This is a genomic window from Streptomyces sp. SID486 (genome assembly GCF_009865385.1).
GTDB lineage: Bacteria > Actinomycetota > Actinomycetes > Streptomycetales > Streptomycetaceae > Streptomyces.
Genome location: NZ_WWJT01000547.1, coordinates 1 through 13,113, shown reverse-complemented (window position 1 = coordinate 13,113; position 13,113 = coordinate 1). Strand labels below are relative to the sequence as shown.

Here is a 13,113-nt window from a genome sequence, read left to right as displayed (position 1 = left end):
GACCGGATGAACGGCGGGTACCTGCGCCCCCATGGCGGACATCCTCATCGGCACCTGCGGCTGGACCGACCCGGCGCTGCTGCGCAGCGGCTGGTACCCACCCGGCCACCGGGACGCCGAGAAACGCCTGCGCCACTACGCGACCCGGTTCCCGCTGGCGGAAGCCGACTCCCCGTACTACGCCCTGCCGGACAGCCGCACCACCGCCCTCTGGGCGGAACGCACACCCCCCGGCTTCCGCTTCGACGTCAAGGCGTTCTCCCTCCTCACCGGTCACCCCACCCGCCCGGCCGCGCTCCCCGCGGACCTCCGCGGCCACCCCCGGGACGAGGCCCTGCGTGCCGAGGTCTGGACCCGCTACGCCCGGGCACTGGCCCCGCTGCGCGACGCCGGCCGCCTGGGCACCCTGCTCTTCCAGTACCCGCCCTCCCTCACGCCCGGCCCGCAGGCCGAGTCCTTCGTCCGCGCCGCCCGGGAACGCGCCCACGACTGGCCGTTCGCCGTGGAGTTCCGCAACCCGGCCTGGTGGGAGAGCGGCCGTACGGCGTCCTTCCTCCGGGACCTGGACGCCACGGCCGTGGCCACGGACACCCGCGAGGGCCTGGGGCAGCCCCCCGTCACCACCCCCCACCTGGCCCTGGTCCGCTTCCACGGCCGCAGCCCGCACTGGCTGACGGGCACCAAGGAGGAGCGCTTCCGGCACACCTACACCGAGCGGGAACTCGCCGAGTGGCTGCCCCGCGTCCGGGCGCTGTCCGAGCAGACCAAGGAGGTCCACCTCCTTTTCAACAACTGCTGTGCGGACGCGGCCGTCAGGGCGGCGGAGTCGATGCGGGGGCTGCTGGCATAGTCCCACGGCGTACGCATGTGCAACCCCTTCGCAACAAGGGTGATCATCGACATAGTCGAACTAATTGACGAGCGCCCCGCGCCCTCTTCGCCGTAGGTTGGCGATCGACCAAGTAAGCCTGTTCTCAGGGGGATTCATGCGTAAGAGCCTGACGAGGAAGCGTAAACTCGCGGTCGTGGGGACGCTGGCCGCCATCACGATGGCGGTGCCCGCGGTGAGCGCGGTCGCGGCCGAGATCAACACCAGCAGGCTGCCGTTCTCGATCGCCACCGCCGGCAGCGCGGAGGACGGCGACCGCTGGAAGGGCAGCGGCAGCGGCCACGCCAAGCCGTGCGGTGACGTCCCGGTGAACGACACCAGGACCTTCAGTGTGTACATCTACCAGGACAAGAGCCTGCGCCCCGACCCGCAGATCGCCAGCACGTCCCGCAGCTACAAGCAGGGATACGGCTGCGGTTCGTACAAGGGCACGAGCACCGGTGGCAAGTACTACACCAAGGTCAGCTGGGCCGGCATCCCCGGCAGCCGGGCCTATGGTTACGCCAGCGCCGAAAACTGACCCGGACTCAGGAACCACGTGACCACTCACCACAGCACCGCCGCGGCCGGCTCCCAGCCGGTCGCGGCGGTCGCGGGCGTCACCGTGCGGTACGGAACGACGATCGCCCTCGACGATGTCTCCCTCACCTTCCCCCCGGGGGTCACCGGTCTGCTCGGACCCAACGGAGCGGGGAAGAGCACCCTGCTGTCGCTGCTGAGCACGGCACGCACCCCCAGGTCCGGCACCGTCACCCTGCTGGGCGAACAGGCGTCGGGACGGGCCCGCGTACAGCGGCTCAGGCGGCGCATCGGCGTGCTCCCGCAGTCCTTCGGGTTCTACCCACGCTTCACCGTCCAGGAGTTCACCGAGTACGCGGCCTGGCTGCGCAAGGTCCCGGCCGCCCAGCGACGGCGACGAGCCGCCGAGGCCCTGCGCCTGGTGCAGATGGAGCAGCACGCCGGCCGCAGGATGGGCGCGCTGTCCGGCGGCATGCTGCGCCGCGTCGGCATCGCCCAGGCCATGGTGAACGAACCCTCCCTGGTCCTCCTCGACGAACCCACGGTCGGACTCGACCCGGCCCAGCGCGTCGGCTTCCGGGGTCTGATCAAGGAACTCGGCGACCGGTGCGCCGTCGTGATGAGCACCCACCTGGCCGAGGACGTCGCCCACGTGTGCGACCGGGTCGCGGTCCTGCTGGAGGGCACGGTCCGCTTCACCGGCACGGTCGCCGACCTGTGCGCCCTGCCGGCCCGCGGGGACTCCGGCGCCGGCGAGCCGAACGTCGACGGCGCGGCCGTCGAAGCCGGTTACCTGCACCTGGCCGGCACGGAAGCGGCGGCGATCTGATGCGCGTCCTGCTGACCGAGATGCGCCGCGGGGAGGCCAAATGGGCCGCCGCCCTCATGGGAGCCGTCGGCGTCTACTACTTCACCTCCGAGAGCCCCGGCGACAGCGACTGGATCGGCTGGTGGACCCAGACCAGTCTCCAGGTCCAGCTCTTCTCGGTGATCGTCATGGGCTCGGTGATGAGTTCGGCCGCCGCCTGGGGAGCCGGCCGCGCCTTCCGCCACCGCACCCGCCCCTGGGCCGACACCGCCGCCAGGAACGGATGGTCCCAGGCGCTCCTGCTGTGGCTCGCCGCCTGGCTGTGGACCCTGCTCGCCTACGTGCTGTTCGTCGTCGTCGCGTTCACGCGCACCGCGGCGGTCAGCGACGTCACCGAACCCGCCTGGACACCGCTGCTGCTCGGCGCGAGCATGACGGGCCTGCAGACCGCCTTCGGCGCCGCCGTCGGCTCGGCGCTCCCGTCCCGGGTGATCGCACCCTTCGCGGGCATCTTCTGGTACGGCCTCTTCGTCCTCGTCGCGTTCGTGCCCGGCACCGCCCTCGACAAGCTCTTCCCGGCCATCGACGAGTTCTGGAGCTCGGAGTTCGCGCCGAACACCACCCGCATGCTCGTCGCGGTCGCCTGGTGCCTGGCCCTCGGCCTGCTGCTGCCCGCGCTGCCCGCCCTGCGGCGCCGGGCGACCCTCGCCCCCCGCCCCGCGGCCCTGGGCGCGCTCGCCCTCGTCGCCGTGGTCGCCGGCGGCACCCTCGTGGCGTTCCGCACCCCCGCACCCGACTCGTACTGGGCGGTCCGCAAGGCACAGCCCGCGCACCCGCTCTGCGCCGGCAGCGGAGGCACCAAGGTGTGCCTGTGGCCCGAGGACCGCCATCTGCTGCCCCAGGCACGGGCCGCCGCACGGACCGTGGACTCGCGGCTCGGCTCGCTGACCGGCCTCAACCGGAGCTTCTACGCCAGCGGCCTCGACCGGCCGGCGGGCGACACCGCCGAGCTGCCCGTGATGTCACCCGCCGAGAGCGAGGCCGACCTGACGGACGCCATGTTCGCCGCGGCCCTGCCCCAGCCCGCGTCCCCGGACTGCGGACCCCACATGCTCCCGGAGACCGGCGGCTACCCCGACACCTTCCTCTTCGAGGCCGTCGTGCGCAGCCGCGCCGGTGCGCCCGGCGAGTACTTCGGCGAGAAGTTCGGCCGCGCGCTCGGCCGTGTCACCGGCGCCCCGCGCGCCGTGCAGGACGCCTGGATCGGGCAGGCGGCCGAGCGGATCCGTGCCTGCGAACCCGTACCGCGGCTGCCGCGGTGACCCCCGTGCACCCCGCCCTCGCCTTCCTGCGCTGCCGGGGCCTGCCCCGGGCCGCCGGACCGGCCCTGCTCGTCGCCCTGGCGGCCACCGCGTTCGCCGGACAGCGCGTGGCGCTCCCCGAGTTCCGGTACCTGGTCGACTTCAGCGTCCCGGTGGCCGAGGTGGTACCGCTCGCCCACGCGGTGATCCTCGCCACCACCCTCTTCTCACCCATGGCCGACCTGGAGGCGACGTCCGCCCAGCCGATGCGCCGCCACCGGGCCGTGTACCTGGTGGCGCTGCTGGCCCTGGCCCTGGGCCTGAGCGCGCTTCCCCTGCTCGCCGGCGCCACGGCGGAGGTGACCGCCTCGGCCGCCCGCAACGTCGTCGGCTATCTCGGCCTCGCCATGATCAGCGCCCGCCTGTTCGGCAGCGGCCTCGCCTGGCTGCTGCCCCTCGGCGTCTTCGGCCCCACGCTGCTCCTGGGCGTCGGCAGCGACAACACGCCCGAAACCTGGGCGTGGTCCCTGCACCCGGCCACGAGCACCTCGGCCATGACCCTGGCCGCGGCACTCTGGCTGACCGGCGCGTGCCTGGCCGCGACCGGCCGGCCACGCCAGACGGAACGGGCGGAACGGAACTGAGACGCCGGCCCGCGCACCGCGGCACGGCGCCGTGCGCGGGCACGGCGACCCGCGGCGCACCCACCGTGGCCGCCGTGCCCGGGACAAGCCGCGGCGCACCCACCGTGGCCGCCGTGCCCGGGACAAGCCACGGCGCCCCCGCGGACGACGCCACACCGGCCCCTGCCGGTTAGGCTCTGGCCAGGACACCCGAGCACCCGAAGGGGAGGCCACGGACATGACGCCGGGGCGCAGGAGCAGTACCTTCACCCGTCTGCTGCGACACGGCTTCACCGACCCCTCCGCCGCCGAGCGCCTCCTGGACGGCCCCGAGCTGGGCCCCGTCCGCGACGACCCGGTCCTCCTGGAAGCCCTCGGCGCCACCGCCGACCCCGACCTCGCGCTGCACGGCCTGGCCCGCCTGCTGGAGGCCCAGGACGGCCCCACCGCCCATCGCGAACTACTGGACACCCTCATCGCGGCCAAGCCCCTGCGCGACCGCCTCCTCGGCATCCTCGGCGCCTCCACCGCCCTCGCCGACCACCTGGTCCGGCACCCCAGCGACTGGCAGGCCCTGGTCACGTACGAGCCGCACGACCTGCACCCGGGCGTCACGGAGTTCGAACGCGGCCTCGCCGAGGCCACCGACCCGGTCTCCCTCCGCGTCGCCTACCGCCGCTGCCTGCTCTCCATCGCCGCCCGCGACGTCTGCGGCACCACGGACGTCGCCGAGACCGCCGCGGAACTCGCCGACCTGGCCACCGCCACCCTCCGCGCGGCCCTGGCACTCGCCGGCCGCGCCGCCCCCGAGGACGCCGCCGCCTGCCGGCTCGCGGTGATCGCGATGGGCAAGTGCGGCGGCCACGAGCTGAACTACGTCTCCGACGTCGACGTGATCTTCGTGGCGGAACCGGCCGAGGGCACCCCCGAACCCGAGGCCCTCCGGTCCGCGACGAAACTGGCCTCGCACCTGATGCGGATCTGCTCGGAGACGACCGTCGAGGGCTCCATCTGGCCGGTGGACGCCAACCTCCGGCCCGAGGGCCGCAACGGCCCCCTCGTCCGCACCCTCAGCAGCCACCTCGCCTACTACCAACGCTGGGCCAAGACCTGGGAGTTCCAGGCCCTCCTCAAGGCCCGCCCGGTGGCCGGCGACGCGGACCTGGGCCGGGCGTACATCGACGCGCTCGAACCCCTCGTCTGGCAGGCGGCCGACCGCGAGAACTTCGTGGCCGACGTCCAGAAGATGCGCCGCCGCGTGGTGGAGAACATCCCCCCGGCCGAGATCGACCGCGAACTCAAACTCGGCCCCGGCGGCCTGCGCGACGTCGAGTTCGCCGTCCAGCTGCTGCAGCTGGTGCACGGCCGCACCGACGCCGCCCTGCGCAGCGGCAGCACCCTGGACGCCCTCCGGGCCCTCGCCGCCGGCGGCTACGTCGGCCGCGAGGACGCCGCCCGGCTGGCCGAGGCGTACCGCTTCCTGCGCTCCCTGGAACACCGCATCCAGCTGTTCCGGCTGCGCCGCACCCACCTCGTCCCCGAGGCGGAGGCGGAGCAGCGCCGCCTCGGCCGCTCGCTGGGCCTGCGCACCGACCCCGTGGACGGCCTGAACCGCGAATGGCGGCGGCACGCGGGCGTCGTACGCCGGCTGCACGAGAAGCTCTTCTACCGCCCGCTCCTCGACGCCGTGGCCCAACTCGCCCCGGGCGAGACCCGGCTCAGTCCCGAGGCGGCCCGGACCCGCCTGGTGGCGCTCGGCTACACCGATCCCGCCGCCGCCCTGCGCCACCTGGAGGCCCTGGCCTCCGGCGTGACCCGCAAGGCGGCCATCCAGCGCACCCTCCTGCCGGTCCTCCTCGGCTGGTTCGCCGACTCCGCCGACCCGGACGCCGGCCTGCTGAACTTCCGCAAGGTCTCCGACGCGCTCGGCAAGACCCCCTGGTACCTGCGCCTGCTGCGCGACGAGGGCGCGGCGGCGGAGAACCTGGCCCGCGTCCTGTCGGCGGGCCGCCTCGCCCCGGACCTGCTGATGCGCGCCCCCGAGGCGGTGGCCCTGCTGGGCGACGGCGACGGCGGCGGTCTCGCACCGCGCCCGCGCACCGCCCTGGAGCAGGAGATCGTGGCGGCCGTGGGCCGGGCGGAGAACGCCGCGCAGGGCGTCACCGCGGCCCGCGGTGTCCGCCGCCGCGAGCTGTTCCGCACCGCCGCCGCCGACATCGTCGGTTCCTACGGCACCGAGACCAACCCCGCGGAGGCCGACCAGGGCGCCCTGGTGGACCGGGTCGGCGCGGCCGTCTCCGACCTGACCAAGGCCACCCTCGCCGGCACCCTGCGCGCGGTAGTCCGGGACGGCTGGGGCGACACCCTGCCGACCCGGTTCGCGATCATCGGGATGGGCCGCTTCGGCGGGCACGAGCTGGGCTACGGCTCCGACGCCGACGTCCTCTTCGTGCACGAACCCCAAGACGGCGTGGACGAGCACGAGGCGTCCGCCGCCGCCAACAAGGTCGTCGCGGAGATGCGCCGCCTGCTCCAGCTGCCCAGCGCCGACCCGCCGCTGCTCATCGACGCCGGCCTGCGCCCGGAGGGCAAGTCGGGTCCGCTGGTGCGCACGCTGAAGTCGTACGAGGCGTACTACCGGCGCTGGTCCCTGGTCTGGGAGTCCCAGGCGCTGCTGCGGGCCGAGCAGGTCGCCGGCGACGAGGACCTGGGCCGGCGCTTCGTCGAGCTGATCGACCCCCTGCGGTATCCGGCCGCCGGACTCCCGGACGATTCGGTCCGCGAGATCCGCCGGCTGAAGGCCCGGATGGAGTCCGAGCGGCTGCCCCGCGGCGCCGACCCCAAGCTGCACACCAAGCTCGGCCCCGGCGGGCTGTCCGACGTCGAGTGGACCGTGCAGCTGCTCCAGCTGCGGCACGGCCACCACGTCAGCGGGCTGCGCACCACCCGTACCCGCCGGGCGCTGGCCGCCGCCCGCGAGGCGGGGCTGCTGTCCGCCGAGGACACGGAGACCCTGGACGAGGCGTGGGTGCTGGCCACCCGGGTGCGCAACGCCGTCATGCTGGTGCGGGGCCGGGCGGGGGACACCTTCCCCACCGAGCCGCGCGAGCTGGCCGCCGTCGGCCGCTACCTGGGCTACGGCGCCGGGCACGCCGGGGACATGCTGGACGCCTACCGCCGTACCACCCGCAGGGCCCGGACGGTGGTGGACGAGCTGTTCTACGCGGACTGAGCGTCCGGGCGGCGCGCCCCCCGGCGCACGGGCGCCGGGACCAGCCGGGGCAGCGCGTAGGGGTGGCTGCCGTACCACGCCCGGGCCGGCGCGAAGCCGAAGGCGAGGCAGAGCACTCCGCCCACCGCGTCGAGCCAGAAGTGGTTGGCCGTGGCGACGATCACCAGGAGGGTGGCCGCCGGGTACAGCAGCCCCAGCACCCGCACCCACGGCACCGTCGCCAGCGCGAAGATCGTCAGTCCGCACCACAGCGACCAGCCGATGTGCATCGACGGCATCGCCGCGTACTGGTTCGACATGTGCTTGAGGTCGCCCGAGGCCATCGAGCCCCAGGTGTGGTGGACCGTCACCGTGTCCACGAAGTCCCCGCCGCCCGTCAGGCGGGGCGGGGCGAGCGGGAAGAGGTAGTAGCCGAGCAGGGCCACACCCGTGGTCGCGAACAGCACCAGCCGGGTCGCCGCGTAGCGGCCGGGATGCCACCGGTACAGCCACACCAGCACACCGAGCGTGATGACGAAGTGCAGGGTGGCGTAGTAGTAGTTCATCCCTACGATGAGCCAATTGACCGAGTTCACGGCGTGGTTGATCGACTGTTCGACCCCGATGCCCAGCGCGTGCTCGACGCGCCGGATCCAGTCCGCGTTGCGCAGCGCCGCGGCCCGCTGTTCCGGGACGGCGTTGCGGATCAGTGAGTACGTCCAGTAACTCACCGCGATCAGAAGGATCTCGAACCACAGCCGGGGCCGGCCCGGGCGCCGCAGCCGGCTCAGCGGACCTCCTCTGCCCTCGCCCGTGACGGCTCGCGGAACGGCCACCTCCTCGCGACCTTCCGGATCTGTCACGGTCGAGTCACTCATAGGCACAGAGTCTGCCAGAAAAGGTTTCTTCGGCCGATCATCCCAAGGTTGGGTCCGCGGCGCACCTTCTACGACGTACGGAGGACGTTCGGGGCCGAAGCGGTGGAGCCGCGCACCACGAGTTCCGGCATGAAGACGAATTCACTGTGCGGCGCCGGAGTCCCGCCGATCTCCTCCAGCAGCGTGCGCACCGCCGCCTGCCCCATCGCCGGGACCGGCTTGCGGACGGTGGTCAGCGGCGGGTCGGTGAAGGCGATGAGCGGGGAGTCGTCGAACCCGACCACCGAGACGTCCCGGGGCACCTCCAGGCCCCGCTGCCGGGCCGCCCGTATCGCACCCAGCGCCATCATGTCGCTGGCGCAGACCACCGCGGTGCAGTCGCGCTCGATCAGCGCGGTCGCCGCGGCCTGGCCGCCCTCCAGCGTGTACAGGGAGTGCTGGACCAGCTCGGTCTCCACGGTGTCCGCGGCGAGCCCCAGCTGGTCCTGCACCGCCCGGACGAAACCCTCGATCTTGCGCTGTACGGGCACGAACCGCCGGGGGCCGAGCGCCAGCCCGATCCGGGTGTGTCCCAGAGAGGCCAGATGCGTCACCGCGAGCGTCATCGCCGCCCGGTCGTCGGGGGAGATGAACGGCGCCTGCACCTTGGGCGAGAACCCGTCCACCAGCACGAACGGCACCCCCTGCGCCCGCAGCCGCTCGTAGCGCTGCATGTCGGCGGTGGTGTCGGCGTGCAGTCCGGAGACGTAGATGATCCCGGCGACCCCGCGGTCCACCAGCATCTCGGTCAGCTCGTCCTCGGTCGACCCGCCCGGGGTCTGCGTGGCGAGGACCGGTGTGTAGCCCTGGCGGGTCAGCGCCTGGCCGATGACCTGGGCCAGGGCGGGGAATATGGGGTTCTCCAGCTCCGGCGTGATCAGCCCGACCAGCCCCTCGCTGCGCTGGCGCAGCCGTACCGGGCGCTCGTAGCCCAGCACGTCCAGTGCGGCGAGCACCAACTGGCGGGTGGTGGCGGCGACGCCCGGCTTCCCGTTGAGGACCCGGCTGACCGTCGCTTCGCTCACCCCCGCCTGCGCAGCGATATCGGCTAGCCGTGTGGTCACGCCACTGGACTGTACCGGTCGTATCTCGCCTTGCACACCGGCCGGTCGCCGGGCACGGGCGGGCGCGCGGCCTGCCGTGGGTTGCTGCGTCATCGCGCTCCCTCGGTTTCATGCTGGCAAGAGCTTGCAGAGTCTTGCACAAGTGTCGTCCTCGCCGCTCAGCCCCGGCATCAAAGGGTTGCGCGGCGGTCGACGGCCGGTCACGGCCGGGTAACCATCGTGTCCTCTTGCACTTTTTTTCTGCAAGGTCTTTCGCGATGCTTACATCGCTGTTACGTTCCCAGTCGCCCGGCCGCGGCAACGGCGCAGTCGGCAAGTCGCAGGGAGCGGGCGGGACCGCCCTCTGTACCACTCGGGCTCAACCCTCTAGGAGAACTCATGCGGCGTGGCATAGCGGCCTCCGCGCTGGTGGCGTCCCTCGCCCTGACGGCGACGGCGTGCGGCGGGAGCGACAGCGACAGCGGGAAGTCGGACGGCCCGGTCACCATCACCTGGTGGGACACCTCCAACGCCACCAATGAGGCGCCGACGTACAAGGCCCTGGTCCAGCGGTTCGAGGCCGCCAACAAGGACATCAAGGTCAAGTACGTCGACGTCCCCTTCGACCAGGCGCAGAACAAGTTCGACACCGCGGCCGGCGCCAAGGGCGCACCGGACGTGCTGCGCTCCGAGGTCGGCTGGACCCCGGCCTTCGCCAAGAAGGGCTTCTTCCTGCCCCTGGACGGCACCGAGGCCCTCGCCGACCAGGCCGCGTTCGAGCCGAACCTGATCAAGCAGGCCCAGTACGAGGGCAAGACCTACGGCGTCCCGCTGGTCACCGACACCCTCGCCCTCGTCTACAACAAGGCCCTGTTCAAGAAGGCCGGCATCACCGAGGCGCCCAAGACCTGGGACGAACTGAGGGCCGACGCCGCCAAGGTCAAGGCCAAGGCCGGGGTCGACGGCTACTGGGGCTCCACCCAGGCGTACTACGCGCAGTCCTTCCTGCACGGCGAGGGCACCGACACCGTCGACGTCGGCGCCAAGAAGATCACCGTCGACTCGGCCGCCGCGAAGAAGGCGTACGGCACCTGGCTGAGCCTGTTCTCCGGCAAGGGCCTGCACAAGGCCGACGCCACCGCCGACGCCTACGCCCACATCCAGGACGCGTTCGTCAACGGCAAGGTCGCCGCGATCCTCCAGGGCCCCTGGGAGATCACGAACTTCTACAAGGGCAGCGCCTTCAAGGACAGGAACAACCTCGGCATCGCCACCGTGCCGGCCGGCTCCACCGGCAAGGCGGGCGCCCCCACCGGCGGCCACAACCTCTCGGTCTACGCCGGCTCCGACCAGGCCCACCAGGAAGCGGCCCTGAAGTTCGTGAAGTTCATGACCTCGGCGCAGTCCCAGGAGACCATCGCCCTGAAGAACTCCACCCTGCCCACCCGCTCCGACGCCTACACCGCGAAGGTCAAGGCCGACCCCGGCATCGCCGGCTACCAGGGTGTCCTGTCCGCCGCCCGGCCCCGCCCGGCGCTGGCCGAGTACAGCTCCCTGTGGGGCCCGCTGGACACCGAGCTGCCCAAGGTCGCCAGCGGCAAGGAGTCGCTGGACAAGGGCCTGAGCAACGCCGAGCTGGCCATGACCAGGCTCGTGCCCGACTTCAGCAAGTGAGCCCGGGTGGCCGTCGGATCCTCCCGGTGGGACCCGGGGGGGAAGGATCCGGCGGCCACCGCCCCGTGCCCGGCCCAACCCCTTGAACCATTGAAGGTGTCGAACCATGACAGTCGCCATCGACCGCGCGACCGGCAAGCGCCGCGGTGACCGCGCGCCTCGGCCCGGGCCGGGGCAGCGCATCAGGAACGGCTTCCAGAAGTACTGGTACGCCTACGCGATGATCGCCCCCGTGGTCGTCGTGCTCGGCGTCCTCGTGGGCTACCCGCTGGCGCGGGGCTTCTACCTCACCCTCACCGACGCCAACAGCCTCAACTCGGCGCGCACGATCGGCGTCAACCACATCGACGCCACCTACAAGTTCATCGGCCTCGACAACTACCAGGACATCCTGTTCGGCCCGACGGCCTACGACCGGTTCTGGTCGCACTTCCTGTGGACGGTCGTCTGGACGGTCGCCTGCGTGGCCCTGCACTACTCCATCGGCCTCGGCCTCGCGCTCATGCTGAACCAGAAGCTGCGCGGGCGTACCGTCTACCGGCTGCTGCTCGTCCTGCCCTGGGCCGTGCCGACCTTCGTCACCGTGTTCTCCTGGCGGATCATGCTCGCCGACTCCGGCGTGTTCAACCAGGTCCTCGGCGCGCTCCACCTGCCGCAGCCCGAGTGGCTGGAGGACACCTTCTGGCAGCGCTTCGCCGCGGTCATGGTCAACACCTGGTGCGGTGTGCCGTTCATGATGCTCTCGCTGCTCGGCGGGCTGCAGTCCATCGACTCCTCGCTGTACGAGGCGGCGGAGATGGACGGCGCGAGCGCCTGGCAGCGCTTCCGGCACGTCACCCTGCCCGGACTGCGCTCGGTCAGCTCCACCGTCGTGCTGCTCGGCGTCATCTGGACCTTCAACCAGTTCGTCATCATCTTCCTGCTGTTCGGCAAGAACTCCGCCCCGGACACCCAGATCCTCGTCACCTGGGCCTACGCGCTGGGCTTCGGCCAGCAGCCACGGGACTTCGCCCAGTCCGCCGCGTACGGCGTGCTGCTGCTGTCGATCCTGGCCGTCTTCACCTCCTTCTACTTCCGCTGGCTGAAGCGCAATGACCAGCTCGCCGTCTGACGCCGCAGGAGCCGCCGCCATGAGCACCACGACCCTGGACAAGACCGACACCGCACCGGCCCCCGGCCCGGGCACCGCTCCCCGGCGCCGCGTGCGCCGGCGCGGCGAGCGCGGCCCGCTCGGCACCGCCCTGCTGCACGGCGGCCTCGTCCTGGCCGGCCTCGTCGCCCTGGCCCCGGTGGCCTGGCTGTGCTACCTGTCCCTCGGCCCCGACAAGGAGGACTACCTCCACCCGAGCGGCATCGCGGGCAAGGCGACCTTCGCCAACTACAGCTACGTGCTGCAGCACACCGGGTTCTTCGACTGGTTCAGATCGACGATGATCGTGGCCCTCGGGACCACCCTCATCGGTGTCTTCGTCGCCGCCACCACCGGTTACGCGGTCTCCCGCATGCGCTTCCCCGGCTACAAGCAGCTGATGTGGGTCCTGCTGCTCACGCAGGCGTTCCCGATCGCCATCCTGATCGTGCCGATGTACGAGATCTTCAGCGACCTCGGCCTCATCGACACCTACTGGTCGCTGATCATCATCAACTGCTCCACCGCCGTGCCGTACAGCGCCTGGCTGCTCAAGGGGTACTTCGACACCATCCCCTTCGAGATCGACGAGGCCGGACGCGTGGACGGCCTCAGCCCCTTCGGCACCTTCTTCCGGCTCATCCTGCCGCTGGCCCGGCCGGGCCTGGCCGTGGCCGCTTTCTACAACTTCATCACCGCCGTCGGCGAGGTCGCCTTCGCGACCACCTTCCTGCTGGACGACTCCAAGTACACCTTCGCCGTCGGCCTGCAGACCTTCGTCAGCGAGCACGACGCCCAGTGGAACTACATGGCCGCCACCGCGGTGCTGATCGCGATACCCGTGACGGTGTTCTTCTACCTCGTGCAGAAGAACCTCGTCACCGGCCTCACCGCCGGCGGCACCAAAGGCTGACCGCCCGCCGGAGCAGGACTCCCGCGCGCCCGTCGCGCGGGTGGGCGGGCCGCGCCGGCCATCCGACCCCGCTGCCGCCGCGGCCC

At 72.1% G+C, this 13,113-nt stretch carries 11 protein-coding genes; 9 read left to right on the top strand and 2 right to left on the bottom strand.

What is annotated here, in order from left to right; all coding sequences use genetic code 11:
* Nucleotides 1-31: 31 nt before the first annotated feature.
* The 6 genes from GT045_RS25120 to GT045_RS25095 all read left to right on the top strand — a co-directional run bounded on the left by GT045_RS25120 (nucleotide 32) and on the right by GT045_RS25095 (nucleotide 7,372).
* A complete protein-coding gene (locus GT045_RS25120; RefSeq protein WP_161290645.1) occupies nucleotides 32-850 on the top strand; it encodes a DUF72 domain-containing protein in 819 nt (272 codons plus the stop codon).
* Between the two features lie 175 nt (nucleotides 851-1,025).
* Nucleotides 1,026-1,409 (top strand): hypothetical protein, encoded by a 384-nt coding sequence (locus GT045_RS25115; protein WP_161290643.1) that lies wholly within the window; start codon nucleotides 1,026-1,028, stop codon nucleotides 1,407-1,409.
* An 18-nt stretch (nucleotides 1,410-1,427) separates the two neighbouring features.
* The gene (locus tag GT045_RS25110; protein ID WP_345942745.1) at nucleotides 1,428-2,237 is read left to right on the top strand and encodes an ATP-binding cassette domain-containing protein; all 810 of its coding nucleotides are present in this window, start codon (nucleotides 1,428-1,430) and stop codon (nucleotides 2,235-2,237) included.
* The gene (locus GT045_RS25105) at nucleotides 2,237-3,538 is read left to right on the top strand and encodes a hypothetical protein (RefSeq protein ID WP_161335536.1); all 1,302 of its coding nucleotides are present in this window, start codon (nucleotides 2,237-2,239) and stop codon (nucleotides 3,536-3,538) included. Before GT045_RS25110 ends, GT045_RS25105 begins: the two co-directional genes overlap by 1 nt.
* The gene (locus GT045_RS25100; RefSeq protein ID WP_161335535.1) at nucleotides 3,535-4,161 is read left to right on the top strand and encodes a hypothetical protein; all 627 of its coding nucleotides are present in this window, start codon (nucleotides 3,535-3,537) and stop codon (nucleotides 4,159-4,161) included. The genes GT045_RS25105 and GT045_RS25100 overlap by 4 nt, the downstream gene beginning before the upstream one ends.
* Before the next feature lie 217 nt (nucleotides 4,162-4,378).
* On the top strand, nucleotides 4,379-7,372 hold the full coding sequence (locus GT045_RS25095) for a bifunctional [glutamine synthetase] adenylyltransferase/[glutamine synthetase]-adenylyl-L-tyrosine phosphorylase (RefSeq protein WP_161288350.1): 2,994 nt from the start codon (nucleotides 4,379-4,381) through the stop codon (nucleotides 7,370-7,372).
* On the opposite strand, the gene GT045_RS25090 is transcribed toward GT045_RS25095, so the two are convergent.
* Complete coding sequence (locus tag GT045_RS25090; RefSeq protein ID WP_202515247.1) at nucleotides 7,360-8,229, bottom strand: phosphatase PAP2 family protein; 870 nt, start codon at nucleotides 8,227-8,229, stop codon at nucleotides 7,360-7,362. The two genes, GT045_RS25095 and GT045_RS25090, sit on opposite strands and share 13 nt — an antisense overlap.
* A gap of 68 nt (nucleotides 8,230-8,297) precedes the next feature.
* Complete coding sequence (locus GT045_RS25085; protein ID WP_161288348.1) at nucleotides 8,298-9,332, bottom strand: LacI family DNA-binding transcriptional regulator; 1,035 nt, start codon at nucleotides 9,330-9,332, stop codon at nucleotides 8,298-8,300.
* A gap of 378 nt (nucleotides 9,333-9,710) precedes the next feature.
* Between GT045_RS25085 and GT045_RS25080 the strand changes: the two genes are divergently transcribed.
* The 3 genes from GT045_RS25080 to GT045_RS25070 all read left to right on the top strand — a co-directional run bounded on the left by GT045_RS25080 (nucleotide 9,711) and on the right by GT045_RS25070 (nucleotide 13,027).
* Nucleotides 9,711-10,985 carry an extracellular solute-binding protein gene (locus GT045_RS25080; RefSeq protein ID WP_161288346.1) on the top strand — a complete coding sequence of 425 codons (1,275 nt, stop codon included), beginning with the start codon at nucleotides 9,711-9,713 and terminating at the stop codon, nucleotides 10,983-10,985.
* 106 nt (nucleotides 10,986-11,091) lie between these two features.
* Nucleotides 11,092-12,096: a sugar ABC transporter permease gene (locus GT045_RS25075; protein ID WP_161288344.1), complete on the top strand. Its 1,005-nt coding sequence runs from the start codon at nucleotides 11,092-11,094 to the stop codon at nucleotides 12,094-12,096.
* 19 nt (nucleotides 12,097-12,115) lie between these two features.
* Nucleotides 12,116-13,027 (top strand): ABC transporter permease subunit, encoded by a 912-nt coding sequence (locus GT045_RS25070; RefSeq protein WP_161334656.1) that lies wholly within the window; start codon nucleotides 12,116-12,118, stop codon nucleotides 13,025-13,027.
* Nucleotides 13,028-13,113: the final 86 nt, after the last annotated feature.

What these genes read in the sequence shown, in the direction of transcription:
- GT045_RS25105 (WP_161335536.1), top strand. Translation starts at nt 2,237, where the DNA reads ATGCGCGTCCTGCTGACCGAGATGCGCCGCGGGGAGGCCAAATGGGCC.
- GT045_RS25075 (WP_161288344.1), top strand. Translation starts at nt 11,092, where the DNA reads ATGACAGTCGCCATCGACCGCGCGACCGGCAAGCGCCGCGGTGACCGC.
- GT045_RS25070 (WP_161334656.1), top strand. Translation starts at nt 12,116, where the DNA reads ATGAGCACCACGACCCTGGACAAGACCGACACCGCACCGGCCCCCGGC.
- GT045_RS25080 (WP_161288346.1), top strand. Translation starts at nt 9,711, where the DNA reads ATGCGGCGTGGCATAGCGGCCTCCGCGCTGGTGGCGTCCCTCGCCCTG.
- GT045_RS25095 (WP_161288350.1), top strand. Translation starts at nt 4,379, where the DNA reads ATGACGCCGGGGCGCAGGAGCAGTACCTTCACCCGTCTGCTGCGACAC.
- GT045_RS25120 (WP_161290645.1), top strand. Translation starts at nt 32, where the DNA reads ATGGCGGACATCCTCATCGGCACCTGCGGCTGGACCGACCCGGCGCTG.
- GT045_RS25090 (WP_202515247.1), bottom strand. Translation starts at nt 8,229, where the DNA reads ATGAGTGACTCGACCGTGACAGATCCGGAAGGTCGCGAGGAGGTGGCC.